The following is a 17075-nucleotide window of genomic DNA, read 5'->3' as shown; positions in this document are numbered from 1 at the left end:
GGTCCGTATCACGGCCGGCGCATTTTTATGTAACGGCTTTTGTACACTTACCGTTCTCTTTCTGCGGTCGCAACCTTTTCAGCCCTGGCCTTGGTATCAGGGTAGTGCCGCTGCCCCTTTATAGACCTGCAGCATGGTGGCATAGGGCAGTGCCACGGCGGTGGTGATCCCCACCGCCAGCACCACCAGTGCCGCCGCCAGCACGCTGTGGCGGACAGGCAGGTAACGGGAAAGGGCCGGCGGCAGCAGGCAAAGCAGGAAGGCCAGCGGGATGAAATACCGCCCCTGCACGCCGCCCACCATATCGGCAGCGGGGGCGGTGAAGGTGAGATATTGCAGGAAGAAAATCGCCAGCACCGACCCCAGCAGGGTCAGCCCGACCGTCAGCTTCTGGCGCGGGGCCGGGCGGTTCTGCGGATCGACCAGGATCAGCAGCAGCAGCAGCCCGAAGCTGTTCAGATAAAAATCGTAAGCCGGCGCAGGCAGCACGATATTGGTATGGGCCCAGCCGACCCAGCCCAGCATGGCGACGGTGAAGGGCCACCACCAACGCTCCAGCGTATTGAAGAAGGCTTCGGGGAAAGCCAGCGGATGGGCTGCCAGATAGGAAAGCTGGGCCTTCATGTCGGGGCTGATGCCATCATGATGCTGCATCACCTGCACAAAAAGGGCGGCGTGCAGCGCCCAGCCGATGGTGAGCAGGGCCGCCACAGCCGGCCCCACCCAGCCGGGCCAGCGGCCGATCCGGGCCGGCATTACCCACCAGAGTGGTAGCAGGAACAACAGGTTGGTCGGCCGCGACATGGACATCAGCGCCACCAGCAGCGCCATGCCCAGAAATTCCGCCCCGGTGGATCGCCGCCCATCGGCCATGGCCCGGCTCAGCAGCGCCACAAAAAGTGCTGCCATGGCGATCAGCAGCCCATCCTGGCTGCACGCGGCATATTGCGCCACGCTCATCGGCCAGAGCGCGATGGCCAGCATGGCCCCCCGGCCCCAGGCGGTCAGCCAGAGTGCCGCGGCGATCAGGGCGGTGGAAAAGCCGATATTGAAGAAGCGGGCCAGCAGAATACTGTCCTGCACAGGCAGGTCAAAAACCTTGCCCAGCCCCAGCCCGATCATGGTGGGCAGATAAAGATTGGGCGGATAGATGGCGGTATTGGGGATATGGACGAAGTGTCGTTCCGCGCCCCAATGGATTTCCCGGGCGGCGGCCATATGCTCCACCGTCACATGCTTCTGCGGGTCGGTCAGCATGGGCCAGTACCGGTCCAGCAGCCCCAGTAAGGCGGAATCGATCTTGCCGCCGGATTGGTCTGTACCAGCCTTCTTGCCGAAAAACTGGCCTTGCAGCACGGTTTCGGCGCGCATGACATGGTTGGTCTCATCCACATTGAAAAAAGGTGGCATGGACCAGGCCATGAAGATCGATACCGGCAGGGCCAGTGTCAGGAACAGCAGTACGAACAGGCGGCGGGACATGGAACCATCCGGTCTGGAACATAACGGCTTCCTCATACCCCAGATGGCCCACACGTCCCAATATTCAGTTTGGTCCATGTCCGACAACCGGATGGGGTGGCCGTTTGCTCAATACCCCTCCGGCCGCTTCACCCCCAGGGCGGGGCAGCCTCGGTTAAGCGCCCCCTTGGCCGCCGCATCGCGGGTGGCGGCGGCCAGCGCCTTGGCGGCGGCGCTGATATCCTCCCCATGGCGGCGGGTGGCGCGGGCGGTGGCGCGGGATGTCAGGCTGTCAAAGGCGGTCAGCGCCTCTTCCGCCTTCACCCCGCCATTCAGCCGGTCCAGCAGCATGGCGATGGCGGCACTCAACAGCTCATCGGCGGCGGTATCGTCGGTTTCCTTCGCTGCCGCCATTTCCCTGGTTTCGTCCGTGGCGGCGGCGACATCGGCCGTGTAATCATCGCGCTGGGCGGTGCAGTTTTCCCGTAGCGTGCCCTTCTCCAGCCGCAGATGCACGGTGGTGGAAGGCGAGCAGGCATGGCAGAGCGGGCCATAGGATTCAAAGGCAGCGCTATAGCCGGTGATGATCGGTAGTGGCTCCACCGCCGTTACCTCCCGCAGGGCTACCAGCGGGTCGGGCGGTTCCACCGCCACCAGTTTGCTCCCCTCCACCCGCAGGGGCATCAGCTGTTCACAGGTCATGCAATTGCCGCCGGTCGCCACCTCCAGCAGGGCCAGCGGCCCGTCGGCCAGTTCCAGCACCGGGTTTTCCGCCGGGGTCACATAGGTCAGTTCACCGGGCAGTTCCGTTGCCCCGGTCAGGGTGGCGGCTTTGCCATCCGGGTGGTGGTACAGCCGCACCTGCGTCGGCACCCCGCCTTCCGGTTCCTTCTCCGGCTCCAGGCAGGGTTTCCAGCTGGTCAGCAGCCATTCCCCACCCTGGGCGGCAGGCGCGCGGGTGATGCCGGCCAGGGCCAGACCGGGCATGGTGATGCCTTCTTTCGCCAGCACGGCTGCCGCCTCCGTCTCTTCCGGCGACTGGCAGTCGGCGGGGGCGCGGGCGGCGGCAGGCAGGGTGATCAGGCCGGCGGCAAGCAGCAGGAAGGCGGGGCGGAAGATCGGCGCCATGATGGTCCGGTGGGGCTGGGGAAGATGCCGGCCAATTTACGCTGCCCGCGCCTGCTTCACCAGCCGCACCAGTTCGGCCCGCACCGTTTCGCCATCGCGCACCCTGCGGCGAAAGGGCAGGCGGGCGCTGTGCGGGCCGTCGCGCAGGTCACAGCCTTCCGGGTCGATGCCGGTCATGCGCCAATCCCCCGCCGGCCGTTCCAGCAGCACGGTGGCATAGAGCTGTACCGCATCGGCATGGTCTTCATTCATATGGGCGATGATGCCAGCCTCCGCTTCGGCCAGTTCGGCCCAATCCGCCGGGGGCAGGCGCAACTGGTCGGGCGGGATGGCGCTGATCCGGCCGAATCCGGCCACCATATGGCCACGCTTGGCCTCTACCCGCCAGAGGGCGAAATCGGCAAAGCCGGCATAGGCGCTGGCCGAGGGGTGGCGGGCGATGAAGCGGGCCAGCCGCCTTTCATCGCCATCGCGCACCGCCCGGCCCAGCAGCGACAGGCGCGGCCCGGTCAGCGTATCGGCATGGCCGCCGGTGCCATCGAACAGCAGGCCGCAGCGCGGGTCGCCTTCCAGGTTGCGGGTATGTTCGGCCAACCGGGAAATCAGCAGCAGCGGCGTGGCATCCAGATCGAACCCGACCAGCACCAGGGTCGGCACCGGCCAGCCTACCAGGCTGGCATCCAGGCCGGCATGATGGGTGGCCAGCGTGGCCTGCCCGCAGCCGCGCATCAGGCTGCGGGCGGCCGCACCGGGATCATTGACAGCGCCATCACCATCCAGTTGGTCTATCACCATTTTCCGGTTCCCCCGCCAAATTCGTTACGGCTCTCTTTTGCGCCCTATTCGTGCCATATTGAAATAGAAGCTGAGACTTGGCAAAGCCGTGACAAGGGGTAGCGCTTCGGGATCATGATCCGGAACGCCGCCTGCTTGATGGACCCCACGGATTTGTCGCCCTTGCTGGAGAGAACATGTCCCAGACGATCGCGCTGGTCGATGATGACCGCAATATCCTGACCTCTGTATCCATCGCGCTGGAAGCGGAAGGCTACGAGGTGCGTACCTACAGCGATGGAGATGAGGCGCTGCGCGGCATCACCTCTCGCCCCGTCGACATGGCCGTGCTGGACATCAAGATGCCGCGCATGGACGGGCTGGAACTGCTCCAGCGCCTGCGCCAGACCACGGCCATGCCGATCATCTTCCTCACCTCCAAGGATGATGAGACGGATGAGCTGCAGGGCCTGCGCATGGGGGCCGATGATTATATCAAGAAGCCGTTCAGCCAGCGCCTGCTGATCGAACGCATCAAGACCCTGCTGCGCCGCGCCGAGCTGGCCCAGGGCAAGGGGGCCACCCCCGATCCGGGCCAGACCCTGGTGCGCGGTGAACTGGTGCTGGACGGGGCCCGCCATCTCTGCACCTGGAAGGGCAAGGAGATTGATCTGACGGTGACGGAATTCCTGCTGGTGAAGGCGCTGGCCGTGCGCCCCGGCCATGTGAAGAACCGCGACCAGCTGATGGATGCCGCCTATGGCGAGCATATCTATGTCGATGACCGCACCATCGACAGCCACATCAAGCGCCTGCGCAAGAAGTTCAAGACGGTGGACGACGATTTCCAGCAGATCGAAACGCTCTATGGCGTCGGCTACAAGTATAAGGAATAAGCGCAAGGGCCGTCACATGGCTTTTGCTGTCTCTATTTTCCCGCCGGTGCCGCGCGGTGGCGGCCGCCACCATCCACAAGGGGGCATCCCTGCCCCCTTGTCTCAGCCCCTCCCCCAGGGGACAGCACAGAGATGAGCATGGATTTGCGCAGCCCCGGCCCGCGGACGGCCGGGACGACCAAGCCTGAGCCGCCGAAACAGAAGCCGGCGGCCAAACCCGCCAAGCCGGTCACCAGCGGGGCGGACGCGGCCGAAGCCCCGGCCAAGCCCCGGCACCGGCGGCGGCATTTCTCGCCGCTGACGCTGCGCATCCTGGCCGTCAATATGCTGGCGCTGGCCATCCTACTGGGCGGCCTGCTGTACCTGTCGACATATCAGCAATGGCTGATCGACAAGGAACTGACCGCCCTGACGACGGAGGCGCGGATTTTCGCCGGTGCGCTGGGCGAAGGCGCCATGCAGCCGGCGGTGGATGAGTTCAACGAGCCGACAAACCAGCTTTCCAATGAACTGGCCCGCCAGATGGTGCGCCGGCTGGTGGAGACCACGGATACCCGCACCCGCCTGTTCGCCCCCTCTGGCGAGCTGATGGCCGACAGCCGGGTGCTGGGCGGCCCGAAAAGCATGGTGCAGATCGAGGAGCTGCCGCCGCTCCGCGATGGCAACCGGCTGACGGAGCTGGGCATCGCCATCTATGATTATATCGTCAATGCTGTGCCGGAGCGCGAGCATCTGCCGGCATATCCGGGGGAGGCGGAGCAGAATGCCGATGCCTATCCCGATGTGCAGAAGGCGCTGGTGGGGGAAATCGGCCGTTCGGTCTGGCGGGTGGCCCGCGCCGATGGCCGTACCGACATGCTGTTGACGGTTGCCGTGCCGGTGCAGCGCTACAAGAAGGTGCTGGGGGCCGTCTATATCTCTCGCGGCGGGGCACAGGTGGATACGGCGGTGCGGGAATTCCGCATGGATATTCTGCGCCTGTTCGGCATCACCCTGGGTGTTACCGTGCTGCTGTCCTTCTATCTGGCCGGCACCATCGCCCGCCCGATCCGCCGGCTGGCCAGTGCGGCGGACGAGGTGCGGCATGGTCATGGGCGGCAGGTGGTGATCCCCGATTTCTCCCGCCGCCGGGATGAGGTGGGTGACCTGTCGGTCAGCCTGCGGGAAATGACTTCGGCCATCTGGGACCGGATGGACGCCATTGAACGCTTTGCCGCCGATGTGGCGCATGAGATCAAGAACCCGCTCACCTCCATGCGCAGTGCGGTGGAAACGGTGCAGCGGGTGAAGACCGATGAACAGCGCCAGCGCCTGCTTTCCATCATCCATCATGATGTGCAGCGGCTGGACCGGCTGATCTCCGACATTTCCAATGCCAGCCGGCTGGATGCCGAACTGTCGCGCGCCCGCGCCGAACCGGCGGATGTCGGCCAGATGCTGACCATGCTGGCCAATATCCACGATGCCACCCTGGGCAATGCCGAAGCCCTGCGCGAAGCGGCGGCAGAGGCTGGTGGAGAGGTGGGCGATACCCCCGCCCCGGTGCGGGTGGAGGTGGATTTGCCCAAGCAGGGCAAGGGGCTGGTGGTGCCCGGCCTGGAAGGGCGGCTGACCCAGGTGTTCCAGAACCTGCTATCCAACGCCCTGTCCTTCTCCCCGCCGAGCGGGGTGGTGCGCTTTGCCGCCAAGGCCCTGTCCGACCGGGTAGAGGTGGTGTGCGAGGATCAGGGCCCCGGCATTCCCGAAGGCAAGCTGGCGGCGATTTTCGACCGGTTCTACAGCGAACGCCCGAAATCAGAGGCGTTCGGCAAACATTCCGGTCTGGGCCTGTCGATCTCCAAACAGATCGTGGAGGCCCATCAGGGCCGCATCTTCGCCGACAATATCAAAGGGCCGGACGGTACCGTGAAGGGCGCCCGCTTCAGCGTGGTGCTGCCGCGCTGAGGTTTGGGGGGGGCTCTCCCTACGCCACCATCGCTACCGTCACCCCGGCGAAGGCCGGGGTCCAGCGTTAAGGCGCGATCAGCGCCGGCATGAGTCTTACCGCGGCAGACGCCGCTCCGCGCTGGACCCCGGCCTTCGCCGGGGTGACGGTGGAAAGACTGGGGTGGCGCTGGAAAAGCCGGGCGACGGCGGAAAGAAACCGAAAAAGAATCAGCCGGTACGGGTGCAGCAGAGAGCCTTCATCCCGAAGGCCCCCGCTGAACCTCACATCTCCACGCCCAGTTCCTTGGCGACGGTGAAGATGTCCTTGTCGCCACGGCCGCAGAGATTCATCACCAACAGCGTGTCCTTGGACAGGGTGGGGGCGATGCGGGCGACGGCGGCCAGGGCGTGGCTGGGCTCCAGCGCCGGCAGAATGCCTTCGGTGCGGGCGCAGAGCTGGAAGGCGTCCAGCGCCTCCCGGTCGGTGGCGCTGACATACTGCACCCGGCCCACCTCATGCAGCCAGGCATGTTCCGGGCCGATGCCCGGATAATCCAGCCCGGCGGAGATGGAATGGCCCTCAATGATCTGGCCATCATCATCCTGCAACAGATAGGTGCGGTTGCCATGCAGCACGCCGGGGCGGCCGCCGGCCAGGCTGGCAGCATGGCCGGTCTTGGTTTCCAGCCCATGGCCGCCGGCTTCCACCGCCACCATCTTCACCGTCGGCTCGTCCAGGAAATCATGGAACAGGCCGATGGCGTTGGAACCGCCGCCGATGCAGGCCACCAGCAGGTCGGGCAGGCGCCCTTCGGCTTCCAGCATCTGGGTGCGGGTTTCCTGGCCGATGATGGCCTGGAAGTCGCGCACCATGGCCGGATAGGGATGCGGGCCGGCGGCCGTGCCGATGATATAGAATGTATCGGCCACATTGGTTACCCAGTCGCGCAACGCGTCATTCATCGCGTCCTTCAGGGTGCCGGCACCGCTGGTGACGGGCTTCACCTCCGCCCCCAGCAGCTTCATGCGGAACACGTTGGGGGCCTGACGGGCAATGTCGGTGGCGCCCATATAGATGGTGCAGGGCAGGCCCATCAGGGCGCAGACGGTGGCCGTGGCCACGCCATGCTGGCCGGCACCGGTCTCCGCGATGATGCGGGTCTTGCCCATGCGCTTGGCCAGCAGGATCTGGCCCATGCAATTGTTGATCTTGTGCGCGCCGGTATGGTTCAGCTCGTCGCGCTTGAAATAGATCTTGGCCCCGCCCAGCTCCTCGGTCAGCCGCTGAGCGTAATAAAGCGGGCTGGGCCGGCCGACATAATGGGTCAGATACTGGCGCAGTTCGGCATGGAAGGCGGGGTCCGCCTTGGCCGCTGCATAGGCCTTCTCCAGCTCCAGGATCAGTGGCATCAGCGTTTCGGCGACGAAGCGTCCGCCAAAAATGCCAAAATGGCCATGTTCGTCGGGACCGTTACGATAGCTGTTCAGGGGCGCGTTCATGGCTGAGAACCAGTGTGGACATCCAGAGGCCTGCAAACTAGACCGCGCGCCCGCCATTTCCAAGCCTGAGACGACATGAATAATGGAATGGCGCGGTGGCGTTTGCGGGGGTCACAATATTACCTGTCAGCGGGGCGGTCCCGGCAGCCATTACGGCGACTCATCCGGCCAGGAATGCCGCCATGGCGGCCAGCGCCCATTCGGTGAAGGCTTTCACGGCCGGGCGGCGGAAATGGGCGGGCGGGGCCACCAGATTGTAGGATTGGTAGATCGCCACCTGCGGGAAGGGCCGGATCAGCCGGCTAGCCGCCAGATCATCGCGCGACAGGATCGTGTCACCCAGCGCCACGCCCTGGCCAGCCACCGCCACATCCATGGCGTGGCTGGCATCAAAGAAGCGGGTGCCATGCAGGGGGCGGTTCAGGGTGATTCCGGCGGCGGCAAACCAGGCCCGCCAGGGCAGGTCGGTTTCCTCCAGCAACAGGTCCATCTCCAGCAGGCCTGCAGGATCGCCGGGCAGCGGGGTCAGGCCCGGCGCGCAGACGGGGAAATTCTCCACGTCCGCCAGCTTGCGCGCCTCCAGCCCCGGCCAGGGGCCGCTGCCATAGCGGATGCCCAGATCGGCCCCGCCGCGCCGGAAATTTGCCGCCTCCCGCGTGGCATCAACAATCACCGTGACCCCCGGATGCAGCGCCCGGAACGCGCCCAGCCGTGGCACCAGCCAGCGCTGGGCAAAGGAGGGTTCCACCGACAGGGTCAGCCTTTGTTCGCCCACCGCCGGCGCATCGGGTCGCAACAGGGCGGTGGCCGCATCGATCAGGTCGAAAGCCTGGCTGGCGGCATCACGATAGGCGCGGCCGGCATCGGTCAGGCTCAGCCCCCGGTTATGGCGGTTGAACAGGGCGCAGCCCAGCCAGCCCTCCAGCTCCCGGATCTGCCGTGACAGGGCCGGGTGGGCCACGTTCAGCTCTTCGGCTGCCCGCGTCAGGCTTTCATGCCGCGCCGCCGCTTCAAAGGCGCGCAGCGCCGTCAGGTTGGGCAAGCGCCGCATCATCTGTCATGATCTCTGATGTAACTTTCCGTTACAGCGACTGTAGTGAACCGGTCATCGACGTCAAGCCATGATCGCGCCCATGATGCTGAAGAAACGGGCAAGAGCGCCCATACACAGGCAGGAGGAAGCCATGGTCACGGCCATTTCAATGGTAAATGCGTTAAATCAGCGTTTCTCGATGCTGTTTTCCCTCCTTTTCTGCCAGTTTCCGGCCAAAGATCGCTCGCACCGGCATTGACAGGCGGGGTATCTTTCCGGCAGTTGAGAACCTCATCTGAAACCGAGTGGCCTGCCGATCTGGCCACCTGCCATTTGCCGGGATTTGCCAAGATGACCGACGTCGACAACGCCGACGCCCCCTCGATGCCGCTGTTCTACACCAACCCGGTTCCTGTGAGCGCCGAGCGCCATGGCGATTGGAAGGTGAAGAACAACCGCGAATTCCGCTATGCCGCCGACGTGCACGCCGTGCCGATCCTGGCGGAGGAAATCCCGCAGCTGCAGGCTTTCTACCCGATCGTCTTCTCCGCCGGTAACAGCCCGGCCGTGATGGCGCTGTTGGGCTTGCGCGCCGGGCAGAACCTGTTTGTCGACAAGGATGGCAAGTGGCGCCCCAATACGCTGGTGCCGGCCTATATCCAGCGCTATCCGTTCCTGCTGGTGGAAGTGCCGGAAGACAAGCGTCTGATTTTGATCATGGAAGAGGACGCCAATCTGGTCGGCCCCGACTATGAAGTGCCGCTGTTCAAGGATGGCCAGGGCACCAAGGAAGGCGAGGAAATCCTCAATTACTGCGTCACTTTCAATAATTCTGCCCGCCTGACGCAGGAATTCTGCAAGGAACTGGCGGCGCGCGACCTGCTGGTCGATCAGCGCGCCGATGTGGTGACGCCGGATGGCAAGCGCCTGTCGCTGTCGGGTTTCCGCATCATCGATGAGCAGAAGTTCAATGCGCTGTCGGACGAAGTGTTCCTGGAATGGCGCAAGCGCAACTGGATCGGTCTGGTCTATGCCCATTTTGTGTCGCTGGGCCGCTGGCAGTCGCTGATCGACATCCTGAAGGAACACCCGGACGCGGAAGTCTAAGCACTCGCGGTACTGGTGACTTCCCGACGGCCCCGGCGGTTTCCTCCGCCGGGGCCGTTTGCGTTCAGGCACGTGTTGGAATGGACAATTCCCATACGGAAGGTGATGCCAGTGTCATAGTCTAAGGATATAATGACGGACTATACTCCAGGGACGCGGGTCATGCCCCCGGACCGGGCAGCCCTTCCAACATGGGTGCGCAGCATGAATCTGGAATTCCGTACTTTCACGATCCGGGACACGCATACGGAGGAGGATGAGCAGCGGATCGCCCATTTCCTGCGTTCGGTGGAATCAGAGCGGATTGACACTGCCTATGTCCCCGGCGGCTGGCGCATTCTGATCCATTACCGCGACCTGCGCCGCAAGGAAGAACAGGCCCAGATCGAAACCGCCATTCATGCCGCGCTGAATAGCTGGCGGGCCGAGATGGCGCGCAATCTGGGGGTTGACCGGGAAACGGTGCTGCCCGGCCCGCTGGCGGTTGAAATCGCCCGCTATGCCCCCACGACGGAGGTGGAACTGTCGGTGATTGCCAATGCCTCTGGCGTGAATATGCGGGAGCACGGTGCCGATATTGTTCGCGTCGTCCGCCAGACCATGGAAGATTTGACGGATTGATCCGATCGCTTCCCTGGTGGCCGGCAGTGGCCACCAGGGATAGCGGACATCAATCCTCCAGCTTTTCGTCCGGGCGCACGCCCCAGAAATCGCCGCGTTCCATCCAGCCGTGATAGCCCTGGATTTCCACCTCGCACCAATCCCCCTTGCAGGTGACCAGCCGCCCCATCACACCCGGTTCCGCCTGGGCCACGGCGGCGGCACTGTTGTTGGGGCGTTCCCGGATGGTGCGGATTTCCTTGGTCACCACCAGGGTGCGGCGGCCTGACAGCATGGATTGATGCACCCAGCCCTGGGTACCATCCACATCGCGGATGCGACGCCAGGTATCGAACTCCGCCGTGATCTCCACCGGCATCCCGGCACGCACGAATACCCATTCGATGGGATAGGCCCGGCCGGGACCGGCGCGCACATTCACTTCATTCGAGCGCAGGGAGACGAAGCGCGGCACCGGCAGGCCGCTGCGCACGATCATGTCCTTGCGCGGGTCCGTCTCCTGGGCGTGGGTGATGGTGGGGGACAGCCATGGCAGCAGCAGGATGGCCGCCAGCAGCAGAGGCCACCCCCAACCCTGTCGTGCCCGGTCACGCATTCCTATGCCCTTGAAAACGCCCAAACCTGGCCCCAGCATTCTTGCGGAAGGGATATATCACCCAAGCATTTGTCCTTTGTGCCGCCCGACAGTTCCCCGGTCAAGCCTTCGACGCGGATTATCTTTTGCGGCACCGGCCGGGCACCTTGCGCCCGCCTGGACAGTTCCGCCCCCGCTTGCTACTGCTAAGTGAAAGCCGCCCCCTGCGGACCTGCGGCAATCAGGGAGATGACAGCATGGCCGAGCGTAAGAAGCCCCTCATCATCGTCACCCGCAAATTGCCCGATGCGATTGAAACCCGGATGATGGAGCTGTTCAACGCGCGGCTGAATCTGGACGACCATCCGCTGAGCCGTGATGAGCTGCGCCAGGCGGTGGAGACGGCGGACGTGCTGGTGCCCACCGTCACCGACACGATTGACGAGGCGCTGATCAGCCAGGCCGGGCCGCAACTGAAGCTGATCGCCAATTTCGGCAATGGTGTGGACCATATCGACCTGCGGGCCGCGCGGGCGCGCGGCATCACCGTCACCAACACGCCGGGTGTGCTGACCGAAGATACGGCGGACATGACAATGGCCCTGATCCTGGCCACGGCCCGCCGCCTGTCAGAGGGGGAACGGCTGGTGCGGGCGGGCCAGTGGACTGGCTGGGCCCCCACCGTGATGCTGGGCGCGCGGCTGGCGGGCAAGCGGCTGGGCATCATCGGCATGGGCCGCATCGGTCAGGCTGTGGCCCGCCGGGCCAAGGCCTTTGGCCTGTCCATCCATTATCATAACCGCAAATCCGTGCACCCCCAGGTGGAGGCGGAACTGGACGCCACCTATTGGGAAAGTCTGGATCAGATGTTGGCGCGCATGGATATCATCGCCGTCACCTGCCCACGCACGCCTGCGACATACCATCTGCTGAATGCCCGCCGACTGGGCCTGCTGAAATCCAGCGCCATTCTGGTGAATATCAGCCGTGGGCAGGTGGTGGAGGAGGAAACGCTGGCCCGGATGCTGCAGATGAAGGAAATCGCCGGCGCCGGGCTGGATGTCTATGAGGATGAACCCAACGTCAATCCCAAGCTGCTGAAGCTGGATAATGTGGTGCTGCTGCCGCATATGGGCTCCGCCACCATTGAGGGGCGGCTGGATATGGGGGAAAAGGTGATCGTCAACATCAAGACCTTCGTTGACGGGCATACCCCGCGCGACCGCGTGCTGGAAATGATGTTCTGAAATCAATCTCCCTGGATCGTGACCGATCCAGGGAGATTTCAGTTTCCTTCGTGTGCCGGCCTTCAAGGGGCATGGGACATGCCCATGGCATTACCCCAACAAGGCGCTGCTGATCTGGAAGGCCAGAAAGGACATGCAATAGGCCAGCGCAAACAGATAGGCGAAGGTCGCCCACATGAATTTGCTGCTGTTCGTCTCCCGTCGGATCACCGTCAGCGTGCTGATGCATTGCGGGGCGAAGATGTACCAGACCAGGAAGGAAATGGCGGCCGGCAGGGCCCAACTGGATTGCAGCGTCGTTGCCAGCCCGCTGGCCAGCCCTTCTTCGTTATCGGCGCTGATGGCATAGACGGTGCCCAGCACCGTTACCGCCACTTCACGGGCCGCCATGCCGGGGATCAGCGCGATCACCATCTGCCAGCTAAAGCCGATGGGCGCGAACAAGGGGGCCAGCGCGATGCCGATGATGCCGGCAAAGCTCTGTTCGATATTGCCGCTGATCCCGTGCGGGCCGAAACTGGACAGCACCCAGATCACCACCATGACGACAAAGATGATGCCACCGGCCCGGCGCAGGAAAATCCGCGCCCGTTCCAGCAGGCCGAAAGCGATATTATGCAGCGTCGGCATCTTGTAGGTGGGCAGCTCCATGACGAAGCTGTCCACCTGTTCGGTATAGACAAAGCGCTTCAACACAAACGCGACCAGCAGGCCGGTGCTGAGTGCCGCCATATAAAGCCCAAACATCACCAGCCCCTGCAGGTTGATGCCGGTGGCCACCTCGCGGTTGGGCACAAAGGCGGCAATCAACAGCGTATAGACCGGCAGGCGGGCCGAGCAGGTCATCAGCGGTGCCAGCAGGATGGTGGTCAGCCGGTCCGGCTTATGTTCGATGGTGCGGGCCGCCATCACGCCGGGAATGGCGCAGGCGAAGGAAGAAAGCAGGGGAATGAAGCTCTTGCCATGCAGCCCCACCCCGCCCATCAGCCGATCCAGCAGAAAGGCGGCACGTGCCATATAGCCACTGTCTTCCAGCACCAGGATGAAGAAATACAGCACCAGGATCTGCGGCAGGAAGACGATGACGGAGCCGATACCGGCCACCACCCCATCAACAATGAAGCTGCGGAACAGCCCGTCCGGCAACTGGCTGCCCAGCCAACTCCCCAGTGCGGTGGCCGCCCCGTCAATCTGGTCCATCGGCCAGGCCGACCAGGTGAAGACCGACTGGAAAACGAAGAACATCAATCCCATCAGGATCAGCAGCCCGAACACCGGATGCAGCAGCACCCGGTCGATGGCATAGCTGGTGACCGGCGGCACACCATAGGCGATGCCGGCCTGATCCAGCAGCGCCATGGCCTGCCGGTTCAGGACGCGCAATTCACCGGTGGTCGGCTCCTGCCATTCCGGGGCCGGGTGATCCACCGGGTTGGCCAGATACTGGTCCACCGCCGCCAGCAGGGCTTCCACCTTGCCGCCGCGCACGGCCACCGTCGGCACCACTGGGATGCCCAGCAGGCGGGAGAGTTCGGCGGGGTTGATGCTGAATTTCCGGCGCTCGGCAATGTCGAACATGTTCAGCGCCAGCACCATCGGCACGCCCAGGGCCTTGGCTTCCAGCACGAAACGCAGATGCAGTTTCAGATTGGTGGCATCGGCCACGCAGATCAGGAAATCCGGCCGTTCGATATCGGCCAGCCTTCCCAGCAGCGCGTCACGCGTCACCGCCTCATCCGGGCTGCGGGCGCGCAGCGAATAGGCGCCCGGCAGGTCCAGCAGGCGGCAGGCATGGCCGGCGGGCGTGGTGAAGGCACCTTCCTTGCGCTCCACCGTCACCCCGGCATAGTTGGCCACCTTCTGGCGGCTGCCGGTCAACCGGTTGAACAGGGCCGATTTGCCGGAATTCGGCATCCCGGCAATGGCGATCAGCGGTTGTTTGGCCATGATGATGTCAGGAAAGCGGGGAAAGATGGATAGCGTCGGCGTCACGGCGGCGCAGCGCGATCACCCGGTCACCGGCAATACGGATGGCGATGGGATCACGCGCGATGGGGCCTTCATGCAGCAGGGTCACATCCATGCCCTCCTCCAGCCCCATCTCCAGCAGCTTGCGGGTCAGGCTGTCAGAGGCGTTGATCTGGTGGATGCGGGCCTGTTGGCCCCGGCGCAGGGTGGATAGCTTCATGGACGAATCTCCGTTCATGAACCGGCATAGGCCAGCCCGGACACGAACGCAAGTCACTCTCACTTGAATAGCTGCGGCCCCGCGACGCAGGGAGGGGGGATTATACGCGTCCCAGCGATTGTTTCCGATCGCTGGGCTTCAGTCGCCAGCGCCTGCATCCGCAGGCTCGGCTTACGCGCCACCTGGCGCGCGACGGCAGTCGCCGCCGTACCCAAGGCCGATGCGTGCACCGCATCGGCCTTGGGTATCAACCCTCTTCCCCCTCCTCCATCTCTTCCCCATTGCGGGGACCATGGCGCTTTTCCAGCAAGCCATATTTGCGCAGATATCCCCGGAACTGGTGATAGTTCAGGCCCAGGTCGCCAGCCGCTCGCTTCTGGTGGAACTGGTTGCGTTCCAGGGCAGCGCGTAGCAGGGCCTTTTCAAAATCGGAGACGAGGTTGAGGAAATCGCACGGCCCCCCCTCCGTTGGCCAGCCGGGAACGGGGGACGGTGGGGCGGCGGCACCGTTGGCAGAGGATGGCGGGGCCGCCGGCTGGGGCGGGGCGGGGCTGTGATGGTGGTGATGGGCGATCACCGGGGCATCGGCATAGATGGCCATCTGCTTGGGCCGCCAGGGCGACTCGAACGGGTCGAACTGCACATCGGTGATGGGCAGTTCCGGATCGGCGGTGCGATAGACGGCGCGTTCCACCACATTCTTCAATTCACGCACATTGCCCGGCCAGTCATAGGCCAGCAATTGCTGCATGGCATCCGGGGTGAAGCCGCCAAAATAGGGGCGACCCAGTTCCTTGGCCATGGCGATGCCGAAATGATCGGCCAGGATGCGGATGTCCTCCGGCCGGGCGCGCAGGGGCGGAATGGTCACCACGTCGAAACAGAGCCGGTCCAGCAAATCCGCACGGAACTTGCCCTGATCGGCCAGGCGCGGCAGATCGGCATTGGTCGCCCCCACCACCCGGACATCAATATTGATGGTAACGGTGCCGCCCACCCGCTCGAACTCCCCATACTCAATGACGCGCAGGATCTTTTCCTGCACCCGCAGGGTGGCGGTGGCGATCTCGTCCAGGAACAGGGTGCCGCCATCGGCCTGCTCGAACCGGCCGACATGGCGCTTGGCAGCCCCGGTGAATGACCCCGCCTCATGCCCGAACAGTTCGGTTTCCAGCAGCGTTTCGGACAGCGCCGCGCAGTTCAGCTTCACGAACGGCTTGTCCCAGCGCGGCGACAGGTAATGCAGACGGGCGGCGATCAGTTCCTTACCCGTGCCGCGCTCCCCGATCACCAGGGTGGGCCGGTTCAGCGGGGCTGCCTGGGAGACATGTTCCATCAGCCCCAGGAAGGACGGGGCCTGACCGATCAGGGAGGGTGGATTGACATTGGGCGACATGGGGGGCGCGTCCGTTGGCAGGGCGGCGGGGTGATGATGGTCGCCACTATAATCGTAAAATGGCGCATTTGGCGAGAGAGTGGTTCAAATCGCCAAGAATTTGAAATTTAGCCAAGCGACCATGGGAAGTACAGATTGGCAAAAAATACTAAGTCTTTGATTTTAAATAATAATACTGACAACGCCACCGCTTGGCACGCCCTTTGCTTATATTGTCTCGGACACCGGGGACACTCAAAGACGCGAAGGGGACGCAAAAATGACCGACTTCACACTGGACAGCGCCGCCAAGGATCGGCAGACCGACAGCTTCACTTATGGCACGGCCGGGTTCTTCACCCGTCACGCCGGGGGTGCAACTGGCGGCATGTTCCGGGATCTTTACGAAGATTTCCGGGCTGTGCCGGTGGAAGCGTGGATCATCCTTGCGGTCGCCACCGGATTGAGCAACCTTTTCATTGCCCTTGCCTGAAGGAGAGCCTGACATGGGCATTTTTTCCCGCCTCGGCGACATCGTTAATTCGAACATCAATGCCATCCTGGATCGTGCGGAAGACCCGGAAAAGCTGGTCCGCCTGATCATCCAGGAAATGGAAGACACCCTGGTCGAGGTGCGCTCCTCTGCGGTCAAGACTGTGGCGGAGAAGAAGGAGATCGAGCGCAAGCTGGTCGATATCCGACGCGAGTCGGAGGATTGGCAGCGCAAGGCCGAATTCGCGCTTTCCAAGGACCGGGAAGACCTGGCCAAGGGTGCCCTGGTCGCCAAGGCCAAACTGGCCGAAGCGGCAGAGCATATGGCCGGCGAGCTGGCCCGGCTGGACAGCGCGCTGGCCAAGACCAGCGAGGATATTGCTGCTTTGCAGCAGAAGCTGGCCGATGCCAAGACCCGCGAAAAGGCCCTGATCGCCCGTCACAAGACGGCGACCAACCGGCTGAAGGTGCGTACCCAGCTTTATGATGAGCGCATCACCGACGCGTTCAGCCGGTTTGAGCAGGTGGAGCGCAACCTGGATGTGCTGGAAGGCAAATCCGAAGTGCTGGGCATGGGTCGCACCAAGAGCCTGGACGAGGAGATTGCCGAGCTTGAAGCCGAGTCGAAGGTGGAATCGGAACTTCAGGCATTGAAGGCGAAGCTGGCGGCCAAGGCACAGCCGGAATAAGCATGGCTCCGAAAGATGGGGGCGACCCCGCCGGATCGGCTGCAAGGTTGGTTGATGGCGGGGC

At 63.9% G+C, this 17075-nt stretch carries 17 protein-coding genes; 8 read left to right on the top strand and 9 right to left on the bottom strand.

All coding sequences use genetic code 11. The features are described 5' to 3' along the window. Positions 1-96 precede the first annotated feature (96 nt). The 3 genes from GE253_RS02580 to GE253_RS02570 form a co-directional block, all read right to left on the bottom strand. Positions 97-1482 (bottom strand): DUF2142 domain-containing protein, encoded by a 1386-nt coding sequence (locus tag GE253_RS02580; protein ID WP_173012456.1) that lies wholly within the window; start codon positions 1480-1482, stop codon positions 97-99. Between the two features lie 108 nt (positions 1483-1590). After that, positions 1591-2589: a hypothetical protein gene (locus tag GE253_RS02575; protein ID WP_153202535.1), complete on the bottom strand. Its 999-nt coding sequence runs from the start codon at positions 2587-2589 to the stop codon at positions 1591-1593. 36 nt (positions 2590-2625) lie between these two features. Beyond that, complete coding sequence (locus GE253_RS02570; RefSeq protein WP_247878437.1) at positions 2626-3384, bottom strand: DUF2470 domain-containing protein; 759 nt, start codon at positions 3382-3384, stop codon at positions 2626-2628. Positions 3385-3560: 176 nt separating this feature from the next. Between GE253_RS02570 and GE253_RS02565 the strand changes: the two genes are divergently transcribed. Further along, positions 3561-4259: a response regulator transcription factor gene (locus tag GE253_RS02565; RefSeq protein ID WP_089285905.1), complete on the top strand. Its 699-nt coding sequence runs from the start codon at positions 3561-3563 to the stop codon at positions 4257-4259. A gap of 132 nt (positions 4260-4391) precedes the next feature. After that, positions 4392-6203, top strand: coding sequence for a stimulus-sensing domain-containing protein (locus GE253_RS02560; RefSeq protein WP_153202534.1), 1812 nt, complete (start codon positions 4392-4394; stop codon positions 6201-6203). 264 nt (positions 6204-6467) lie between these two features. Here GE253_RS02560 and trpB read toward each other — a convergent pair whose 3' ends face one another. Together trpB and gcvA are read right to left on the bottom strand one after the other, a co-directional pair. Beyond that, entirely contained in the window at positions 6468-7685 is a 1218-nt protein-coding gene (trpB, locus tag GE253_RS02555) for a tryptophan synthase subunit beta (RefSeq protein ID WP_153202533.1), read from the bottom strand. A gap of 160 nt (positions 7686-7845) precedes the next feature. Continuing rightward, positions 7846-8739 carry a transcriptional regulator GcvA gene (gcvA, locus tag GE253_RS02550; RefSeq protein ID WP_153202532.1) on the bottom strand — a complete coding sequence of 298 codons (894 nt, stop codon included), beginning with the start codon at positions 8737-8739 and terminating at the stop codon, positions 7846-7848. Between the two features lie 79 nt (positions 8740-8818). On the opposite strand from gcvA, the gene GE253_RS02545 reads away from it, so the two are divergent. The 3 genes from GE253_RS02545 (at position 8819) to GE253_RS02535 (ending at position 10446) form a co-directional block, all read left to right on the top strand. Then, entirely contained in the window at positions 8819-8977 is a 159-nt protein-coding gene (locus GE253_RS02545; protein ID WP_153202531.1) for a hypothetical protein, read from the top strand. Positions 8978-9069: 92 nt separating this feature from the next. Then, positions 9070-9825 carry a SapC family protein gene (locus GE253_RS02540; protein ID WP_153202530.1) on the top strand — a complete coding sequence of 252 codons (756 nt, stop codon included), beginning with the start codon at positions 9070-9072 and terminating at the stop codon, positions 9823-9825. A 204-nt stretch (positions 9826-10029) separates the two neighbouring features. Then, a complete protein-coding gene (locus tag GE253_RS02535; RefSeq protein WP_153202529.1) occupies positions 10030-10446 on the top strand; it encodes an HRDC domain-containing protein in 417 nt (138 codons plus the stop codon). A gap of 49 nt (positions 10447-10495) precedes the next feature. On the opposite strand, the gene GE253_RS02530 is transcribed toward GE253_RS02535, so the two are convergent. Then, positions 10496-11041 (bottom strand): SH3 domain-containing protein, encoded by a 546-nt coding sequence (locus GE253_RS02530; protein ID WP_153202528.1) that lies wholly within the window; start codon positions 11039-11041, stop codon positions 10496-10498. A 236-nt stretch (positions 11042-11277) separates the two neighbouring features. Here GE253_RS02530 and GE253_RS02525 point away from each other — a divergent pair, with 236 nt between their 5' ends. After that, positions 11278-12267 (top strand): D-glycerate dehydrogenase, encoded by a 990-nt coding sequence (locus GE253_RS02525; protein WP_153202527.1) that lies wholly within the window; start codon positions 11278-11280, stop codon positions 12265-12267. A 90-nt stretch (positions 12268-12357) separates the two neighbouring features. On the opposite strand, the gene GE253_RS02520 is transcribed toward GE253_RS02525, so the two are convergent. From GE253_RS02520 to pspF, 3 genes are all read right to left on the bottom strand, one after another. Beyond that, positions 12358-14214: a ferrous iron transporter B gene (locus GE253_RS02520; protein WP_153202526.1), complete on the bottom strand. Its 1857-nt coding sequence runs from the start codon at positions 14212-14214 to the stop codon at positions 12358-12360. 7 nt (positions 14215-14221) lie between these two features. Next, positions 14222-14455, bottom strand: a complete 234-nt coding sequence (locus GE253_RS02515; protein ID WP_244559679.1) for a FeoA domain-containing protein — start codon at positions 14453-14455, stop codon at positions 14222-14224. Positions 14456-14702: 247 nt separating this feature from the next. Then, positions 14703-15851: a phage shock protein operon transcriptional activator gene (gene pspF / locus GE253_RS02510; RefSeq protein WP_153202524.1), complete on the bottom strand. Its 1149-nt coding sequence runs from the start codon at positions 15849-15851 to the stop codon at positions 14703-14705. Positions 15852-16110: 259 nt separating this feature from the next. Between pspF and GE253_RS02505 the strand changes: the two genes are divergently transcribed. Together GE253_RS02505 and pspA are read left to right on the top strand one after the other, a co-directional pair. Continuing rightward, entirely contained in the window at positions 16111-16323 is a 213-nt protein-coding gene (locus GE253_RS02505) for a hypothetical protein (RefSeq protein ID WP_089290283.1), read from the top strand. Between the two features lie 13 nt (positions 16324-16336). Further along, positions 16337-17011: a phage shock protein PspA gene (pspA, locus tag GE253_RS02500; RefSeq protein WP_153202523.1), complete on the top strand. Its 675-nt coding sequence runs from the start codon at positions 16337-16339 to the stop codon at positions 17009-17011. Positions 17012-17075 lie beyond the last annotated feature (64 nt).

Source organism: Niveispirillum sp. SYP-B3756 (assembly GCF_009495745.1).
Taxonomy (GTDB): Bacteria; Pseudomonadota; Alphaproteobacteria; order Azospirillales; family Azospirillaceae; genus Niveispirillum.
Note: the sequence above shows the minus strand (reverse complement) of the source record. Positions and strands in the feature narration are given on the sequence as shown.